We start from the raw sequence: 19,465 nt of genomic DNA on the forward strand, positions 1-19,465 counted from the left end.
AATACATCGACGATGCCAAAATGCGTGCTGATTTGGCGGCAGGCAAAGTGGTGATTGTGGCCGGTTTCCAAGGCGTAGATGCCGAGGGCAACATCACCACGCTGGGACGCGGCGGCTCCGATACTTCCGCCGTGGCGCTGGCCGCCATCGCAACCGCCGCAGCAGGTCCGGTCGGCTTTGTCGCCCTGGCTGCGCCACAGGTCGCCATGCGTCTGGTGCGCTCTGCCGGCCCGCCCATCGTGGCGTCCGCGCTGACCGGTGCTGTACTGGTGGTCGGCAGCGACGTCATCGCTCGAACAATTCTGCCTGTGGAACTCCCCGTCGGAATCGTGACTTCCGCACTTGGTGGTCCGTTCCTGCTCTACCTGTTGGTTCGTAACAATCGGAAGGTCACAGCATGACCACCATCGCCCAGTCCACCGATACTCCTTCGCGTCTCGTCGCCAAGAACCTGACGCTCGGGTACGGGGACCGCATCATCGTCGACGGACTCGATCTCGAGATCCCTACCGGCGTGATCACGACGGTCATCGGCCCCAACGGTTGCGGCAAGTCGACGCTCCTGCGTGCGCTCGGTCGTCTGCTCAAGCCCAAGGGCGGATCGGTTGTCCTGGACGGCAAGGCGATCAGTTCGATGAAGACCAAGGAAGTCGCACGGGTGCTCGGAATGCTCCCCCAGACTCCAGTTGCGCCCGAAGGACTCACCGTCGCCGATCTGGTCTCACGTGGGCGCCACCCGCACCAGTCGTGGATCAGGCAGTGGTCCGCGGACGACGAGGGCGAGGTCGCCGAAGCGCTGGAGCTGACCGGTGTCTCGGATCTCGCCGATCGACCCGTCGATCAATTGTCCGGCGGTCAGCGCCAGCGCGCCTGGATCTCGATGGCTCTCGCCCAGGGAACCGACATTCTGCTTCTCGACGAACCGACTACCTATCTGGACCTCGCGCACTCGATGGAAGTCCTCGACCTGGTGGATCAACTCCACGAGGAAATGGGGCGCACCGTGGTGATGGTGCTGCACGACCTCAATCTCGCGGTCAGATACAGCGATCATCTGATCGTGATGCGCGACGGCGCCGTCGTCGCTTCTGGTGTCCCCAAGGACATCATTTCCGCGGAACTTCTGCTCGAGGTGTTCGGTCTCGAAGCTGCGGTCATCGACGATCCCGTCTCGGATCGGCCGCTGATCGTTCCGATCGGTACCCGGCACGTGTTCGGCGCCGTCGGCGGGCCGGCAAAGCCTGCGTGACGATCGCGAATCAGCGACCCAGAATCGTCCGAACAAGTTTGAATCCTTGACCGATCGTCACGGTTGGCAGGTACGCCCGTCCGACCGCGTTCCCGATGCTCGGCAACGCGGCTGGATCGGCGAAGGTCATGTGCATCGGCACGTACCGAGGCTGGAACTTCGATTTGAAGGCCAACAGCGAACGAAATCCGTACACCGGTTCCAGGGTGCGACCGAGTAGGTCGAGCACGCTGTCCATCATCGCCGAGAAAGTCGTGGCCTCCGGTTCGTTCGCATTCCTCTCGGAATCACCCGCGATTGTTGCCAACGGTGCACCGGACAGACTGAGGAACTCGACGCCCTCCTCCTCCAATTTCAGTGCAGCGGAGGCGATGAGGAACTCCATCGCGGGACGGAATCCTTCGGAGCGTCGCCTCATGAAGTCGAGTGTCCACCCGACGACTTTGCCGTCGCGGTACACCGGTAGCCACGACGTGACACCGTGCACGGTGCGATCCTCGTCGACGGCGATCAGGCACCGCACTTGTTCGTCGTCGACCTCGTCGAGTCCGCCGAGGGTGAATCCCATCTCGGGCATCCCCTTGTCCGCCACCCATTCCTCCGAGATCGCAACTATCTGATCCTTGATCGCGAGAGGTGCATGAGGGAAGGAAATCCACTCGGCCGTGATCCCGGACTTCTTCGCCCGGTTCAGTGCTGTTCGCACATCCTGGAACCGCTTTCCTGTGAACGCGACCTGTCCGAGGTCGAGCACGGTTTCCTCGGCGACCTGCAGGCCGCTCCAGCCCATGGAATCAGTGATGCTTCGGGCGTCGTCGGTCACTGAATAGAAGCAGGGAATCCAACCGTTCGACGACGCGAACTCGGCAAACTCCTCGATCGCCGTGCGCATGCGATCTGGAGGACCGACCGGATCACCGGTTGTGAGAGCAACACCGGCGATGACGCGATACGCGACGTAACTCGAACCGTCCGCGCTGAACCAGTATGTGTTTCCCTTCCACGTCGTCATCCAGGACAACGGGCTGCCGGTACCGGCGATCAACATGGATCGCGCTCGTTCGGCGGCTTTGGGATCGGCGGTCTTGACCGGCTTGAGGAAACTCACGAACACCAACACGGCGGCGACGCCCCAGAACACGACGCCGGTCCACTCGAAGAGCAACGTCGACTCGATGTCCACGGGAAGCAGACGCGGATCGATCAACTGCAGGTACACGGGCGGTACAAGGCGCTGAGGGAAGTCCGCGAGCAACATCGTTACGGTGGGCTCGCGATCGAACCCGTGCCTGGCGAGCATTCCGCCGCCGACGTAGATCACGGCGAGGACCGCGAGCAAGGTCACGATCGCAGCACCGAGACGTCGGTATGTCTTGGCCGGGGCCGCGACGTCGAAGTATCGACGTGTCGCGATCAGCAGGATCAGTACGAAGAGCGGTGTCAGGAACGGCACCAGAGTTCGGTACACGTTCGGATCGCTGATTCCGTAGAACAAGCTGTCACTGTCGACGGCGTCGACGAACCTGATGACGAAGTTCCCGATCGAGAGGACGAGTAGGACGACCTGAGCACACACTGTCGCAATCCAGGCGAATCTGCGGCCACGACGGAGCCCGTCACTCAACACGAGAACGAAGATCGACGGCATCAGCGAGAGCAGAGTCGGGCCGATACCGGAGAGTCTGAGCTCGAGGAGTCCTCGTCGGCAGTCCGGATCCGACGACGACTCCTCGCACAGTTCTCGAACCTCGGCGACAGTCCAGGGAACTCCGCGGAAGAGGTCACGGAGGACCGCGAGTGGGCCGACCGCCTGCGGGGACAATGCGGCGATCATCGGGCCGATCGCACTCGCCGCGACGACGATGGCGACCAGGACGCGACCCTCTCGCTGTGTCCCGGCAATGCGCTCACCGCGCGCCGATCGTCCGACGATCCACTGTCCGATCACCAAACCCACCACAGCGGCAAAGAATCGGATGACGTCTTGCAGCTGACCACTGAACAAGGCCAAAGTGATCGTCAACGCCAAAGTTCCGACGCGAATGCGACGGCGCCACAGGGTGCCCATGTTCGAGCTGGCGGCCATCGCAGCGCCGACGATCCATGCACTGGCTCCGACCGCGGAGCCCACGTGGAGGCGGAATCCCCAACTGGAATCGAACACCTTCGCAAACGACGCCCAGCCGAGCCCGAGCAGGACTCCCAAGATTTGAGTGCTTGCGCCGGCGATCGCAAGCTTGATCGTTCCCATTCGGCGTTCGAGGGGTGCGGCGACTGCGATCAGGAGCACGGTCGCGCCGAGGTACCCGAGCAGGTTTCCTGCCCACAGCACCGACGTGAGCGGAGTCCAGATGCGGCCGTGCTGGATCGAGCCCATGCCGGCACCGATCGTGTGCTCGAGATCGCGGGACGGTCCGTGAACGAGGCTGCCGGTTGCGGCACCCACGATCCACATGGTGAGAAGTAGAACGACCGTCAACGGTGCGTCGCGAATGCCGAAACGGATGATGCCGGCAGCTTTCTGCGTGACTACCCGCGCCCGTGATGTCGATTCTTCGGTGCCCGGCGAACTGTCGATCGTCATCTACGTGCGGCTACTTTCTGCGGATCGACTGTTTGGCTTGCAATTATCGGGCATCGTCATTGTCGGGAATTCCGTCGTCTCACACCACCGTAACCGTCACGCAGATCACTATGGCCAATACCACACCCCCACCGAGGTGGTTACTACTACCAGTAGTACGTATTTCGTCGTGGAAGTCCGTAGAATCGAAGAATGGCAGGTCTAGGTGAACTCGAACGCGCGGTGATGGATCATTTGTGGTCCACATCGGAACCGCAAACTGTGCGACAGGTGCATGAAGCACTCGCGACGCATCGCGAATTGGCGTACACGACGGTGATGACCGTTCTGCAGCGCCTGGCGAAGAAGCATCTGGTGATTCAGCAGCGTGACGATCGCGCACATCGCTATCTTCCCGTCAACAAGCGCGAAGAACTGGTCGCGAGTCTGATGGTCGACGCGCTGGCCCAGGCTCCGGAGTCCGGCGGTCGCGCCGCGGCGCTCGTCCACTTCGTGGGACAGGTCAATGCTGACGAAGCCGATGCTCTCCGCGAGGCGCTCGCTGCCCTCGAGGTGCGCGAGTCCGCGAAAAAGGCTGCCCAGCCCGGAATTTCTAGGCCGAACTGATTTCGTCGTGCATGATGTGTAGGACATGAACGCCACTACTGCACTGGTTTTCGGACTGCTTGCCTTGTTGCTGGCCGGTCCGGTTCCCGCACTCCTGAGCCGCTCCACGTGGCCTTACCGCGCTCCACGCGCGGCGTTGGTTCTGTGGCAAGCCGTCGCAATTGCTGCGGTGTTGTCGGCATTCAGCTCGGGGCTGGCCATTGCCAGCCAGCTGCTCGTTCCCGGCGCTGACGGTAGGCCGACGACGGCCCCGACCGCCGAAATCGATGCACTCGGGCTCCCGCTGTGGATTCTGTACGTGGTTGTTTTTGCCCTGACGCTCCTGATCGGCGCGAAGCTGATCTTCTCGATCATCCAGGTCGCTGTGAGAACCCGACGTCGCCGTGCACGTCACCGTGTGTTGGTGGACCTTCTCGACGACTGCGCCATGCCCGCGTCGGTGGAACGCACACCCGATCTGCGGGTACTGGACGTCGACGAACCGATCGCATACTGCCTGCCAGGTCTGCGTCAACGCGTGGTTCTCAGTCAAGGCACTCTGCAGAACCTCGATCATGCCGAGGTCAAAGCCATCCTGACGCACGAGCGTTCCCACCTGCGAGCTCGTCACGATCTGGTCCTCGAGGCTTTCACTGCCGTCAACCACGCGTTCCCCCGTTTCGTTCGTAGCAAGTCGGCCCTGGGATCGGTGCAGCTACTGGTGGAGTTGCTCGCCGACGATTCAGCTGTGCGGGCTACCGGTCCCACTCCCCTCGCGCGGGCACTTGTCGCGTGTGCCGGATCGACGGCGCCCCGCGGAGCGATGGCAGCGGGCGGCCCGTCGACGCTCATCCGGGTGCAGCGCCTCTCGGCCGACGACGCAGATCCCCGCATCGCAGTTTTTGCGTACCTCGGGGCGGTCGCGATTCTCGTGGTTCCCACGGTTGCGGTGGCTGTGCCCTGGCTCACCGAACTTCGACTGCTTTTCAACGCATACTGAGTCTTGACCTGCGTAACCCCGTGTAGTAGTGCAGGTCACAGGCGGGGCTACCTGACTTCGGTGTCCCCGGTGGCGTAGAGTGGACCACGGCCACCATCGTGGTCCGTCAACATATAACGGCACACAGCCCAATTCCCCGCAGTATGCGTTCGGATTGCCAGGTGACATGTGCCCTGGCTCGTCCCTTTGCGAACTGTGTCGTGTATTTCAGCATGGCTTCTTCCGCTCCGCGACGTGCCCGTAGTCCGGAGAGGTTTCCGCGTGACCAACGCTGTCCAAATGTCGTCTTCCGAGAACATCGAAGACCCCACCGTCAACACCCCCGCTGCCGAAGAAGCAGTCGCCACCGAGCCGGGTATCACCTTCGCCGAGATCGGCCTGCCCGAGCAGCTTGTTGCCGCATTGGCGCGCAACTCCATCACCGTCCCGTCCCCCATCCAGGCGCAGTCCATCCCGGACGCGCTCGCCGGAACCAACGTTCTCGGCCGCGCACAGACCGGATCGGGCAAGACCCTCGCCTTCGGCCTGCCGATGCTGACCCGCCTCTCACGCCACGAAGATCGCCCGGCCGCCAAGCGTCCCCGCGCACTCGTGCTCGTCCCCACCCGTGAGCTTGCTTTCCAGGTGGTCGACTCCCTCAACTCCTACGCCGGAGCACTCGGACTCACGGTTCGCCCCGCTGTCGGTGGAACGCCGTTCGCCAAGCAGGTCGATCAGCTTCGCCGCGGCGTAGACGTCCTCGTCGCAACGCCGGGTCGTCTCGGCGACCACCTGCGTCAGGGCACCTGCATCCTCGACTCGGTGGAAATCACCGCACTCGACGAAGCCGATCAGATGGCGGACATGGGCTTCCTGCCCGAGGTTCGCTCGATCCTCGGTGAGACCCCCGCAGACGGACAGCGTCTGCTGTTCTCGGCAACCCTCGACCGTGAGGTCCAGTCGCTGGTTCGTCAGTTCCTGGCCAACCACGTCACCCACTCCACCGAAGACGGCCGCGCAAGCGTCGACACGATGGAGCACTACGTTCTCCTCGTCGATCGTGGACAGAAGGATTCCGTTCTCGCCGAGATCGGTGCCCGCGACGGACGCACCATCATGTTCGCCCGCACCAAGCTCGGTTGCGAGGGAATCACCGACCGCCTCCGCGCAGTCGGCATCGCTGCCGAGTCGCTTCACGGCGGCAAGGCACAGAACCAGCGCACCCGCGTCCTCGAGCGTTTCAAGAACGGCCGCACCCCGGTCCTCGTCGCAACGGACGTCGCAGCACGCGGCATCCACGTCGACGGCATCGACCTCGTCGTTCACGTCGATCCCCCGGCCGACCACAAGGACTACCTGCACCGCGCTGGTCGTACCGCTCGCGCCGGCGAGAAGGGCACCGTTGTCGCCATCGTGCTGCCCAACCAGAAGCGTCAGTTCAAGCGTCTGACCGGTATGGCCGGCGTCAATGCCGCAGCCGTTGCCGTCACCCCGGGTTCTGCTGAACTTGCTCGCATCACCGGTGCCAAGAAGCCGACCGGAGAACCGTTGCGCGAGAGCTCTTCTCGTGGCGAGCGTTCCTTCGGTGATCGTGGTGGAAGCCGTGGCGGCTACCAGGGCAACCGCTCGTCCGGTGGATACCAGGGCAATCGTTCTTCGGGTGGCTACCAGGGCAACCGCGACGGCGAGAGCCGCGGCGGATACCAGGGTGATCGCTCCAGTGGTGGTTACCAGGGCAACCGCGACAGCCGCCCCTCGACCGGATACCAAGGAAACCGCTCCTCCGGTGGATACCAGGGCAACCGCGACGGCGAGAGCCGCGGCGGATACCAGGGCAACCGCTCTTCCGGTGGATACCAGGGTGATCGCTCCAGCGGTGGTTACCAGGGCAACCGTGACAGCCGTCCGTCCTACGGAGACCGCGACAGCCGCCCGTCGACGGGTTACCAGGGCAACCGCTCGTCGGGCGGATACCAGGGAAGCCGCGACGGCGAGAGCCGCGGCGGATACCAGGGCAACCGTTCGTCCGGTGGTGGATACCAGGGCAGCCGTGACAACAACCGCTCGTACGGCGATCGCGACAGCCGCCCCTCGACCGGCTACCAGGGCAACCGCTCCTCCGGTGGATACCAGGGAAACCGCGAAGGCGGCGACAACCGTGCAGCCTCGACCAGCGGTGGCGGCTTCCGCAGCCGTACCGACCGTCGTAGCTATGACGGATTCGACGGCCCGAAGCGCGATCAGCGGTAATACCTGCGCTGAGCTGCGGCTCGACAACTGAACACTGAGAACCTTCCGGCTGTGCCGGAAGCTGTATCGAGACGGATGCAGGTCACTGCAATTAAAGTGATCTGCATCCGTGTTTTGTATGCACGGTCTGATGTTCACGCGCGTCGCGGCCGCACCGTTTTCGGCCGCGCACAGCGCAGGATTTCACAGCCGCGGACCGAGAGGGAAAGCTGTAAGCATGTCAACCACTAGCACCGAATCACCCCGAGCTCAGATCGGCGTCACCGGCCTGGCCGTCATGGGTTCGAATATTGCCCGCAATTTCGCCCGCCACGGTCACACCGTTGCCCTGCACAACCGCAGCATCGCGAAGACCGATGCCCTGATCGCCGAGCATGGTTCCGAGGGCGATTTCGTGCGCACCGAGACCGTCGAGGAGTTTGTTGCCGCACTTCAGAAGCCGCGACGCGTCCTGATCATGGTCAAGGCCGGCGCCCCGACCGACGCCGTGATCGAAGAGCTCGCGAACGCCATGGAGCCCGGCGACATCATCATCGACGGCGGCAACTCGCTCTACACCGACACGATCCGTCGTGAAGCAGCGATCCGCGCCCGCGGTCTGCACTTCGTCGGCGCCGGTATCTCCGGTGGCGAAGAAGGCGCACTCAACGGTCCGTCGATCATGCCGGGCGGCCCGAAGGAGTCCTACGAGGCTCTCGGCCCGCTTCTCGAGTCCATCTCCGCTCACGTCGACGGCACCCCGTGCTGCACGCACATCGGCCCCGACGGCAGCGGTCACTTCGTCAAGATGGTGCACAACGGCATCGAGTACGCCGACATGCAGCTCATCGGCGAGGCGTACAACCTCTTCCGCGACGCTCTGGGCTACGACGCCGGTCAGGTTGCCGACGTCTTCACCGAGTGGAACAAGGGCACCCTCGAGTCCTACCTGATCGAGATCACCGCCGAGGTGCTCCGCCAAGTCGACGCCGAGACGGGCAAGCCGTTGGTCGACGTCATCGTCGACGCTGCCGAGCAGAAGGGCACGGGCCGCTGGACGGTCAAGTCCGCTCTGGATCTGGGCGTGCCGGTCACCGGTATCGCCGAGGCCGTATTTGCTCGCGCACTGTCCGGTAGCCGCAATCAGCGCGCCGCAGCTCAGGCGCAGGGTCTGGCTGCCGGCTCTCTCGGCGACAAGCCTGCTGACGCCGAGCAGTTCGCCGCCGACATCCAGGCCGCGCTGTACGCGTCGAAGATCGTGGCGTACGCGCAGGGCTTCGATCAGATCGCTGCCGGCAGCGCCGAGTACGACTGGAACCTCAAGCCTGCCGACCTGGCGACGATCTGGCGCGGTGGCTGCATCATCCGTGCGCAGTTCCTCAACCGCATCAAGGACGCGTTCGACGCGGATCCGAGCCTGCCGAGCTTGATTCTGGCGCCGTACTTCCGCGAGGCCATCGAGGCAGGCATCGACAGCTGGCGCCGCGTGGTCGCCACCGCGACGATGCTCGGCATTCCGGTACCTGCGTTCGCGTCTTCGCTGTCGTACTACGACGGCCTGCGCGCGGAGCGTCTGCCGGCCGCCCTGACTCAGGGGCAGCGCGACTTCTTCGGCGCGCACACCTACGAGCGCATCGACAAGCCGGGCAAGTTCCACACACTGTGGAGCGGTGACCGCAGCGAAATCGAGGCCTGATTCACAGCGGGTATCGGTAGATGCGGTCATCTGCGTCTACCGATACCCGGTAGCCTGGACAAATGCAGGAATCGACGATCGACTCGCCCACCTCGACCGAAGGGCGTTCGTTCGTCGACCTCGGAATCCCCGCCGTGATGGTGCACGCGTTGCGCCGAAGCGGCATCGATGCCCCCTTCCCCATTCAGTCAGCAACCATCCCCGATGTTCTTGCCGGTCGGGATGTACTCGGGCGCGGTGCGACGGGTTCCGGAAAGACTCTGGCCTTCGGGCTTCCGATGCTGGTGCGCCTCAAGGGTGGGGCGAGCAAGCGGAATCGTCCGCGCGGTTTGGTGCTCGCTCCCACCCGTGAGCTGGCGATCCAGATCCACAAGGCACTCGACGATGCCGCTACCGAGATCGGTTTGCGTGTGGCAAATGCGATCGGTGGCGTTCCGATCAAGCGTCAGGCCGACATCCTTGCCCGCGGCGTCGATCTGCTGATCGCGACCCCAGGGCGCCTGCTCGACCTACTCGAGCAGAAGTCGGTGATTCTCGACGACGTCGTGATCACGACCATCGACGAAGCCGACCACATGGCAGACATGGGTTTCATCGACGAGGTTGCGAAGATTCTCGACACGACTCCGAAAGACGGTCAGCGTCTTCTCTTTTCGGCGACACTCGACGGCAAGGTCGACGATCTGGTCGCGGGTTACCTGCGCAATCCGGCGTCGCACTCGACTGCTCCCCCGGTTGCGACCGTCTCGACCATGGAGCATCACCTGCTTTTCGTCGACCGCGACGACAAGAGATCCGTTGTCGCACATATCGCTTCGCGCGCGGGGCGGACCATCATGTTCGTCAAGACCAAGCACGGTGTGGATCGTCTTGCGCAGCAACTGCATTTGATCGGCGTCTCGGCCGGGGCTCTGCACGGCGGCAAGACGCAGAACAATCGGACCAAGACCCTCGCGTCGTTCTCCGACGGGACAACACCGGTCCTGGTCGCCACCGATGTCGCCGCGCGCGGAATCCATGTCGACGACGTGACGCTCGTCGTTCACGTCGATCCCCCGGCCGAGGCGAAGGACTACCTGCACCGGGCCGGCCGGACGGCACGCGCCGGGGAATCAGGCGTCGTCGTCACCATCGTCACCGACGAAGAACGTGAATCGGTCGAGAAGTTGACCAAGCAGGCAGGCATCAAGGTTCACGGTGTGCGGGTTCGTCCTGACGATCTGGAGCTCACGCGCATCACCGGTGCGATGGAGCCGACGGGAATTCCGGTCGAGGCTCCCGATACGACGGTTGCCGTCAAGCACACCGCCAAGCGTGGCCGTCAGGAACACGACACTGCAGGCCGGACCGCTGCCGGAGGCCGGATGAAGAAAGACGGCGACAAGCGCGCCGCTTCCTCGCGGCGCGTCACCGATCCGAAGAGTGTGAAGAAGATCCGTGCGGACGGCACTCCGGTCCCGACCCGTTCGGAGCGTCTGGCGTCCAAGGGCTTGACCCCGCGTCGCGGCGCACCCGGCGCAGGAAAGCCGTCTACCGGAAATCGGGCGGGCAAGCGCGCACACTGAGGGAATGGGTGATCTTCCACTGATCTCGGTTCTCTGCGCACTTCTCGCTGCACTGCTCTTCGCGTGCGCTTCGGTCGCTCAGCAACGGGCGGCGTCCGCGGTTCCGGAGGGCGAGGCGTTGGTGGCGTCATTGATTCGCAGTCCTCGGTGGTGGGCCGGGCTGATCGGTGACGGCGGCGGGTATGTCATGCAGGCCGTTGCACTGTCGTTGGGTTCGGTGTTGGTGGTGCAGCCGCTGATCGTGACCTCGTTGCTGTTCGCGCTGCCTCTCTCGGCCAAATTCTCGGGAATCCGCATCACCCGTTCCGCGTGGTCACTGGCGATCATGCTCGCGATTTCCTTGGCGATCTTCCTCGTCGTCGGCGATCCCACCGAGGGAGACAGCAACGCTCCATGGTCGGATTGGGCTGTGCCCCTGACGATTACGGTCGCAGTGGCCGTGGCCGCAACTGTCGGTGGCTTGTCCAAACTCGACGGCGGCTGGCGCGCACTGCTTCTCGGCTCCGCGGCAGGCATCTTCTACGGCGTCGCCGTCGCATTCACCAAGTACGTCACCGACCTACTCGGCCACGGCGTCGTCGGGGTGATTTCGGCATGGCAGACGTGGGCGCTGATCGCCTCGGGCGCAATCGGGGTCTACCTGCAACAGCGCGCGTTCCAGGTCGGGCCGCTGTCGGCGTCGCTACCCGCCCTGACGATCGGCGAGCCGATCGCGGCCATCTTCCTGGGGATGACAGTGCTCGACGAACGCCTCCGCGTCGACGGTCCCGGAATTGCTCTCATCGGGTGCGCCGTCGCCGTCATGATCATGACCACGATCGCCCTCTCCCGCTCACAAGCGCGCGATACCGAGGGCGCTACGGCGGAATCGACGGTAGGCTCGTGAAACGTGCAGTTCCTCGAAGGGCAACGCCCCCCATACGACCTGACCTACGACGACGTCTTCCTCGTCCCTAACCGGACCGAGGTCACCTCTCGGTTCGACGTCGATCTCAATTCTTCCGACGGATCCGGAACGACCATTCCCGTCGTGGTCGCCAATATGACCGCAGTCGCCGGCCGCCGCATGGCGGAGACTGTCGCCCGCCGCGGCGGACTGGTCATCATTCCGCAGGACGTCCCCACCGAAGCGGTCGCCGAGACCGTGGCGTTCGTCAAGAGCCGCCACCTCGTCGCTGATACGCCGGTCACGCTGAGTCCGGACGACGCCGTCTCCGATGCGCTGGCGCTGCTTCCCAAGCGCGCTCACGGCGCGGTCGTGGTGGTCGAGGACGGTAAGCCTCTCGGTGTCGTCACCGAGGCTGCCTGCGCGGATGTCGATCGGTTCACTCGCCTCCGTACCGTCGCGATCACCGACTTCGTCACGGCCCCGGTCACCGCCACACCGCGTGAGGTCTTCGAACTGCTCGAAACCAAGCATGATCCGCTGGCGGTCATCGTCAACGAAGACGGGACTCTTGCCGGCGTCCTCACCCGCACCGGCGCGATTCGTGCCGGCATCTACGACCCCGCAGTCGACGAGCGCGGCGCACTCCGGGTCGCTGCGGCGGTCGGTGTGAACGGTGACGTGGGCGCCAAGGCCAAGGCACTCGTCGACGCCGGTGCAGACGTGATCGTCGTGGACACGGCTCACGGTCACCAGCAGAGAATGATCGATGCGCTCACCACCCTCAAGGCGCTCGATCTCGGCGTCCCGTTGGTTGCAGGCAACGTGGTCTCCGCACAGGGAACCCGAGATCTGATCGCCGCAGGCGCGGACATCGTCAAGGTCGGCGTCGGGCCCGGAGCCATGTGCACGACTCGCATGATGACCGGCGTCGGACGCCCGCAGTTCTCGGCCGTCGCGGAATGTGCTGCAGCGGCACGTGAGCTCGGCAAGCACGTCTGGGCCGACGGCGGCGTTCGCCACCCCCGCGACGTTGCACTGGCCCTCGCGGCGGGCGCGTCGAACGTCATGATCGGCTCGTGGTTCGCCGGCACGTACGAGTCCCCCGGCGACCTCAAGGTCGATCAGGCGGGCAACGCGTACAAGGAGAGCTTCGGTATGGCCTCCAAGCGCGCTGTTGCCGCTCGCACAGCCACCGAAACGGCTTTCGATCGCGCCCGTAAGGGATTGTTCGAGGAAGGCATCTCCAGTTCGCGGATGCGTCTCGATCCCGAGCGCCCCGGAGTCGAGGACCTGATCGATCAGATCTGTTCCGGCGTGCGCAGTACCTGCACGTACGCGGGTGCGCGCTCTCTCGAAGAGCTGCACGAGAAGGCCGTTCTGGGCGTGCAGTCCGCCGCCGGATTTGCCGAAGGACGGCCGCTTCCGTCTGGTTGGTGAACCACGTTCTGTGACTGTCGGCGGGTGCTCGGGTCCCTACTCCCGGGCACCCGCCGGTATCATTGGATCCGTACACAGAAAACAAAACTCGGTCGGGTGCCCTTCGGCGACCCGACCGAGCCCGCTACAGCCGAGAACTACTCGGCTCTGACGAAAGGAACCCGGTGCCCGAGGCACCCACACACTTACCCGGCGCTACACCCGTCGTTTTATCCGAGGAATCTTCTGATTCCGCCGGTTCGGAGGGCTCCTCTAGCGAGCCGGGAGACAAACCCGGCGGCCCCCGTGCACATCTCAGGTGGCGATGACACATGGACATCGTTTTCACCATTCTCAGCCTGGTCGGCTTCATCGCGCTGACTGCAGGCACCGCCCTCTTCGTGGCGGCCGAATTCTCACTGACCGCGCTCGAACGCAGCACCGTCGACGAAGCTGCTCGTGGCGGCGACCGACGCTCGCGGCAGGTTCAACACGCGCACAAGACTCTTTCGTTCCAGCTCTCCGGCGCTCAGCTGGGCATTACGATCACAACCCTGATCACCGGTTACCTGGCCGAGCCGGTCCTGGCACGGTTCATCACACCGGTCACGAAGGCCGTCGGGCTCAGTGAATCCGCTGCATCGACAACGTCTTTGATCCTGGCGCTCGTGATCGCGACCTCGTTCTCCATGATCTTCGGTGAGCTCGTACCGAAGAACCTCGCAATCTCCAAGCCGATGCCCACCGCCCGCGCGACTGCGGGCCTGCAAGCCGGGTTCTCGCTGATCTTCCGGTGGGCCATCAACGGCCTCAACGGAACCGCCAACTGGATCGTGCGACGCCTGGGCATCGAACCCGCAGAGGAATTGCGCTCCGCGCGATCACCGCAGGAACTCGGGTCCCTCGTGCGGACGTCCGCGCAGCGCGGGTCCATCGACAAGGGCACGGCGATGCTCGTCGACCGTTCACTGCAGTTCGGTGACCGCACGGCAGAAGAGCTGATGACTCCGCGAGTGAAGATCGAATCGCTGGAACTCTCGGACACCGTCGCAGACCTGATCGTGACGGCGTCGCGGACCGGCTATTCGCGCTTCCCGGTCGTTCGCGGCGATCTCGACGACACGGTCGGCGTCGTACACATCAAGCACGCGTTCACCGTTCCGGCCGAACGTCGGCGCACGACGCGCGTCGACAGTCTGGCTCAACGTGTTCCCGTCGTGCCGTCGAGCCTGGACGGAGACACCGTCATGGAGCGAATCCGCTCCGACGGTATGCAGGTTGCGCTCGTCGTCGACGAGTACGGCGGAACTGCCGGCATCGTCACGATGGAAGACCTCATCGAGGAAATCGTCGGCGATGTGCGCGACGAACACGACGAACCCGAGCTCGACGTGCAGCGCGTCGGCGACGGATGGTCGTGCTCCGGTCTCCTGCGCATCGACGAGGTCACTTCGGCTACCGGGTACACCGCTCCCGAAGGCGACTACGACACGCTCGGTGGGTTGGTGCTCACCGAACTGGGCCGCATCCCCGACGAGGGTGACGAGGTGGAATTGCCCGACGTCGACTCGTCCGGTGATTCGCGCGGAAAGTGGATCGCACGAGTGACCGGCATGGACGGCCGCCGTATCGACCGGGTGACCATCACGCCGGTCCCCGCTTACGTCGAACCCGAATCCGCAGACGACAGCAAGAAGGAGTCCGACGATGAATAACCTCTTCGGTGTACTCCTCACCGTCGTGCTGCTCGCCGGCAATGCATTCTTCGTCGGTGCGGAGTTCGCACTGATCTCCGCACGACGTGACCGCCTCGAGGCACTGGTCGCGCAAGGCAAGAAGCGGGCGCTCACAGTCATCAAGGCCGGTGAGAACCTCTCGCTCATGCTTGCGGCGGCTCAGCTGGGCATCACGATCTGCTCCATCCTCCTCGGTAAGGTCGCCGAGCCCGCCATTGCGCACCTCCTCGAGGTGCCGATGGAAGCCGTCGGCCTGCCCGACGGATTGCTGCACCCGATCTCGTTTGCCATCGCGCTGTCGCTCGTCGTCGTGCTGCACATCCTGCTCGGCGAGATGGTGCCCAAGAACATCGCGTTGGCCGGCCCCGAGAAGACGGCCATGCTGCTCGTTCCCGTGCATCTGGCGTTCATCAAGATCGCTCGCCCGATCATCGCGTTCTACAACCTGTGCGCGAACGGAGTGCTCAAGCTCCTGCGCGTCGAACCCAAGGACGAACTCGACGTCACGGTCTCGGCGGTGGAGTTGTCCGCGATGATCGGTGAATCGCGATCCGAAGGTCTGATCGACGCCGAAGAACACCGGCGGTTGAAGCAGGCACTCGAATCGACCGATCGGACCGTCTCCGAGGTCCTGATCACTCTCGACAAGGTGCGGACCATTCCCCTCACACCGTCGGGAACAACACTGGGTGAGATCGAGCGTGCGGTCATCGAGACCGGATACTCGCGTTACCCGGTGCGAGCGAGCGACGGATCGCTGGCTGGGTACGTGCACCTCAAGGACGTGCTCGACGAGGTGCTCGACGAGGCCGCTGGACCGGACACCGTCGTTCCGACGTCGGATATCCGGCCGCTGCCCATCGTTCCGCTCAGCACACCGCTGGCCGAAGCGTTGGCCGGCCTTCGTCGGGCCAGCTCGCACCTCGGCGCTGTCACGGACGCTGACGGAGTGGTGATCGGTATCGTCGCGCTCGAGGATCTCCTCGAGGAGTACGTCGGAACGGTCCGCGACGGCACGCACCGCGGCACGGATGCTGTTCCCGGACAAAGAAACAGCTGATCGATGACATGTTCGGTGCATTCACTCGCACTCGCGCAGAGCGAGTGGACGGCTCGGCGGGCACTTCACCTCGAGGAGGTGGAGAAGCTCGTCGAGCCGCACCGAGCGCGTCGTAGCGCCGGTATCTCTCACCCGGTGCACGACTTCCTCTTCACGTACTACAACTTCAAACCCGCCCAACTGCGCCGCTGGCACCCCGGGTACGGAGTCGCACTCGAGAACGCCGCCGAATACGCAGCCTTCTCCGGCTACCGCGTCGACGATTCGGGTACCGCGACGGTCGAGGCCTCAGTGCTGGAGCGTCGGCGTCACACAGTCCAATTCGTGTGGAATCTGTTGAATCAGACGTCTGCGCGGCCCGCTGTGCTGGGTTGCTTCGGCCTCCACGAATGGGCGATGGTCTATCGCGGCGGCGAGGACGCAATCCGTCACCAGTCGGTGCCGCTGCGACTCGGGTTCGCCGGTACCGACGCGGTCGTCGAATCCCTGCCACTCAAATGCACGCACTACGACGCGTTCCGGTTCTTCACACCGGACGCGGCCCCCAAGAACTCGCTCCCGCTTGCACGCGAGACTCAGATCGATCACGAACAGCCGGGCTGCCTGCACGCCGGTATGGACCTGTACAAGTGGAGCTTCAAATTGTTGCCACTCGTCGATTCCGACCTGGTGATGCGGTGCTTCGAACACGCGCTCCTGGCCCGTGAACTCGACATGCGCGCGAGCCCATACGACCTCGCCGAGTACGGGTACTCCCCCATTCGTATCGAAACTCCCGCGGGCCGCGCCGAATACGTGCGTCAGCAACAACAGTTGGCGGATCGTGCTGCGCCGCTCCGCGATACGCTGGCAGAGAAGTGCCGGGAGCTTCTCGGCCACTGAACTGCCGAAAGGCGTCGCATGGATCACGGGTACGGGTTCTATCTCGACGAATACCAGCGTGACGTCGGGGTGCACACCGACGACCGACGCGGGCACATCGAATGCCCGGACTCGGCGGGTTTCCTTGCGGCGCACTTGCCGGTGTTCGACCTCGCTGCAGGCTCAGTCGCGGCGTTCGCCTCGGCGATTCATCGGTCAACCGGCCCGGGCGACGGACACTGGACCCTCGATCCCGAGCGCATCGCCGCGTCCTTCTCGAGCGATCGACTGTTCCGGATCGGCGGCGAGCCGATCAACGGATTCTCCGAATACTCGGGGTTCTTTGCCGCCCGCGACGGTTGGGTCCGCACGCACGGCAACTATCCGCACCATCGCGACCGCCTGCTCGCCGTCCTCGAGCTCGATCATGGATCACCCAAAGATGCAGTGGCGCAACGGATATCCGAACTCAGCGCCATCGAGATCGAGCTGCAGGCCGCCGAGATCGGAGCCATCGCGGTCCGTGTTCGTACCGAGACCGAGTGGCGCCTGAGTGAGCAGTGCGCAGCTGCGAGGTCTGCGCCTCTGGTATCCATCCGAGCACGCGACGAGGGAAAACCCCGCACGCATCCGACGTGCCCACGCGTTCTCGACCTGACCCGCGTCATCGCCGGTCCGGTCGCGACGCGTGCCCTGGCGCTGGTCGGCGCTGACGTTCTGCGGATCGATCCCCCGGCGATCCCCGAGATCGGATGGCAGCACCTCGACAGTGGACAGGGCAAGCGGTCGGCGCTTCTCGACCTGCAATCCTCGCCGGGAGCGACAGCGTTCCGAGAACTCCTCGAAACCGCAGACGTACTGGTCACCGGCTACCGGCCGGGTGCACTCGAAGCGCTCATCGGGCAGGATCTTCCCGCCCACCTGATTCACGGGCGCGTCAGCGCATGGGGATGGGAAGGTCCGTGGGCGAATCGCCGCGGCTTCGACAGCATTGTGCAGGCCGCGTCCGGCATTTCGTTCCTCGAGGGCGGTGAGAACCCTGGCGCACTTCCGGCGCAGGCACTCGACCACTCGACCGGATACTTCCTGGCAGCGGGGATCCTCGACGCGTTGACACTGCGCTCGCACGACGGCCGTGGCCGCGACGTCGACGTGTCGCTGGCCAGCACCGGCGCTCGTCTTCTCGACGCACCCGGCCGAACCGTCCATCCCGGTCTACCGACCGCTCCCGGCCTGAAGGTTGTCGTCAACCATGCCGACGTGACCACCGCACGACCCGCGCTGGCAGAGTTCGAGGACTACCCCGAACCAGCCCATCCGTGGGGATCGGATCGCGCGGAGTGGGCACACTGAGGGACCGGCACATTCAGGGCAAGATGGACCTGTGAAGTCACATACCTACACACTCGACCTTCAGTGGACGGGCGATCTGGGAACCGGAACGTCCAGCACGCAGGGATATTCGCGCAATCATGCAATATCCGCGGTCGGAAAGCCGGAACTTCTCGGCAGCTCCGATCCCTCGTTCCGCGGTGACGCGCAGCGATGGAACCCCGAGGAACTGCTCGTTGCCTCCCTCGCCCAGTGCCACATGCTCTGGTACCTCGGGCTGGCAGCTGCCGCCGGGGTCGTCGTACTCGACTACAGCGATCAGCCGGTCGGCAGCATGATCGAGGAATCCGATGGCGGCGGCCAGTTCATCGAAGTGACGTTGAATCCGACGGTGTTGGTCGCGGAGGCGTCGATGGTCGAGAAGGCCCAGGAGCTTCACGGCCCCGCACACACGAAGTGCTTCATCGCTCGGTCGGTGAACTTCCCCGTCCTGCATTCCCCGACGATCCTGGTGGCCACCGATGAGTGACATGCACAAGCTCATCGTCGACGTCGACACCGGTATCGACGACTCGTTGGCGCTTCTCTATCTCCTTGCCAGCCCCGAAGCCGAGATACTGGGGATTGCGAGCACCGCCGGCAACGTTCCGGTGGAACAGGTCGCGGCCAACAACTTGAACTGGCTTGCGCTCTGCGGCGCCCCGGACATCGAGGTTGCACTCGGCGCCCGCGAGCCATTGGTCATACCGTTGCGCACCACCGAGGAGACTCACGGTCCGCAAGGAATCGGCCATGCGGTCCTCCCCGATTCGGGTCGCAAGCGCTCGGTCCGAACCGCCACCGACCTCTGGGTGGATCTCGTCCGGGAGTACCCCGGACAACTCACCGGGCTGGTGACGGGGCCGCTCACCAACCTGGCGTTGGCGATCAGACGTGAACCCGATCTGCCGTCTCTGCTGAAGCGACTGGTCGTGATGGGTGGGTCGTTCAACTATCCGGGCAACACGACGCCGACCGCGGAGTGGAACGTCTCGGTCGATCCGCACGCCGCCAAGGAGGTGTTCGACGCGTTCTCCGTCGTACCCGCGCACCGGCGCCCGATCATCTGCGGCCTCAACGTCACCGACTCCATCGAGATGTTCCCCGAACATGTGCGTCGGCTCGCCGACGCCGCCGGGAGCACCCCGGAAGAGATCATCTCGCCTGACGACGGTCCCGACGTCCGCAGTTCCGCGTCCAACAGCGTGATCAGGCATATGTCCGACGCGATCCGGTTCTACATGG

16 protein-coding genes are annotated in these 19,465 nt (G+C 64.3%); 15 read left to right on the plus strand and 1 reads right to left on the minus strand.

Annotated features, from left to right (window positions below):
• The coding region (locus tag RWT78_RS18925) for an iron chelate uptake ABC transporter family permease subunit (protein WP_314677259.1) at nt 1-401 on the plus strand (401 nt) is incomplete at its 5' end.
• Nucleotides 398-1,249 carry an ABC transporter ATP-binding protein gene (locus RWT78_RS18930; RefSeq protein ID WP_003945031.1) on the plus strand — a complete coding sequence of 284 codons (852 nt, stop codon included), beginning with the start codon at nt 398-400 and terminating at the stop codon, nt 1,247-1,249. The genes RWT78_RS18925 and RWT78_RS18930, both read left to right, overlap by 4 nt.
• A 10-nt stretch (nt 1,250-1,259) precedes the next feature.
• Here RWT78_RS18930 and RWT78_RS18935 read toward each other — a convergent pair whose 3' ends face one another.
• Nucleotides 1,260-3,833 carry a bifunctional lysylphosphatidylglycerol flippase/synthetase MprF gene (locus RWT78_RS18935; RefSeq protein ID WP_042450926.1) on the minus strand — a complete coding sequence of 858 codons (2,574 nt, stop codon included), beginning with the start codon at nt 3,831-3,833 and terminating at the stop codon, nt 1,260-1,262.
• 192 nt (nt 3,834-4,025) lie between these two features.
• On the opposite strand from RWT78_RS18935, the gene RWT78_RS18940 reads away from it, so the two are divergent.
• The 13 genes from RWT78_RS18940 to RWT78_RS19000 form a co-directional block, all read left to right on the plus strand.
• A complete protein-coding gene (locus RWT78_RS18940) occupies nt 4,026-4,439 on the plus strand; it encodes a BlaI/MecI/CopY family transcriptional regulator (protein WP_003944876.1) in 414 nt (137 codons plus the stop codon).
• A gap of 25 nt (nt 4,440-4,464) precedes the next feature.
• Entirely contained in the window at nt 4,465-5,418 is a 954-nt protein-coding gene (locus tag RWT78_RS18945; protein ID WP_003944922.1) for a M56 family metallopeptidase, read from the plus strand.
• A 261-nt stretch (nt 5,419-5,679) separates the two neighbouring features.
• Nucleotides 5,680-7,647, plus strand: coding sequence for a DEAD/DEAH box helicase (locus tag RWT78_RS18950; RefSeq protein ID WP_161120773.1), 1,968 nt, complete (start codon nt 5,680-5,682; stop codon nt 7,645-7,647).
• A 217-nt stretch (nt 7,648-7,864) separates the two neighbouring features.
• A complete protein-coding gene (gene gndA / locus RWT78_RS18955) occupies nt 7,865-9,322 on the plus strand; it encodes an NADP-dependent phosphogluconate dehydrogenase (RefSeq protein ID WP_007730904.1) in 1,458 nt (485 codons plus the stop codon).
• Between the two features lie 62 nt (nt 9,323-9,384).
• Nucleotides 9,385-10,887, plus strand: coding sequence for a DEAD/DEAH box helicase (locus RWT78_RS18960; RefSeq protein ID WP_314677268.1), 1,503 nt, complete (start codon nt 9,385-9,387; stop codon nt 10,885-10,887).
• Nucleotides 10,888-10,891: 4 nt separating this feature from the next.
• Nucleotides 10,892-11,773: a DMT family transporter gene (locus RWT78_RS18965; RefSeq protein ID WP_003944968.1), complete on the plus strand. Its 882-nt coding sequence runs from the start codon at nt 10,892-10,894 to the stop codon at nt 11,771-11,773.
• Between the two features lie 3 nt (nt 11,774-11,776).
• Nucleotides 11,777-13,213 carry a GuaB1 family IMP dehydrogenase-related protein gene (locus RWT78_RS18970; protein WP_020969620.1) on the plus strand — a complete coding sequence of 479 codons (1,437 nt, stop codon included), beginning with the start codon at nt 11,777-11,779 and terminating at the stop codon, nt 13,211-13,213.
• Nucleotides 13,214-13,524: 311 nt separating this feature from the next.
• Entirely contained in the window at nt 13,525-14,907 is a 1,383-nt protein-coding gene (locus tag RWT78_RS18975) for a hemolysin family protein (RefSeq protein ID WP_003944847.1), read from the plus strand.
• Entirely contained in the window at nt 14,900-15,988 is a 1,089-nt protein-coding gene (locus tag RWT78_RS18980; protein ID WP_003944826.1) for a hemolysin family protein, read from the plus strand. Before RWT78_RS18975 ends, RWT78_RS18980 begins: the two co-directional genes overlap by 8 nt.
• A gap of 3 nt (nt 15,989-15,991) precedes the next feature.
• Complete coding sequence (locus tag RWT78_RS18985; protein ID WP_314677282.1) at nt 15,992-16,870, plus strand: 3-methyladenine DNA glycosylase; 879 nt, start codon at nt 15,992-15,994, stop codon at nt 16,868-16,870.
• Nucleotides 16,871-16,888: 18 nt separating this feature from the next.
• Nucleotides 16,889-18,202: a CoA transferase gene (locus RWT78_RS18990; RefSeq protein WP_314677284.1), complete on the plus strand. Its 1,314-nt coding sequence runs from the start codon at nt 16,889-16,891 to the stop codon at nt 18,200-18,202.
• Between the two features lie 31 nt (nt 18,203-18,233).
• Nucleotides 18,234-18,710, plus strand: a complete 477-nt coding sequence (locus RWT78_RS18995; protein ID WP_007727816.1) for an OsmC family protein — start codon at nt 18,234-18,236, stop codon at nt 18,708-18,710.
• The coding region (locus RWT78_RS19000; RefSeq protein WP_314677288.1) for a nucleoside hydrolase at nt 18,703-19,465 on the plus strand (763 nt) is incomplete at its 3' end. The genes RWT78_RS18995 and RWT78_RS19000, both read left to right, overlap by 8 nt.

Origin of the sequence: uncultured Rhodococcus sp., from assembly GCF_963525155.1 — a bacterium.
Taxonomy (GTDB): Bacteria; Actinomycetota; Actinomycetes; order Mycobacteriales; family Mycobacteriaceae; genus Rhodococcus_F; species Rhodococcus_F qingshengii.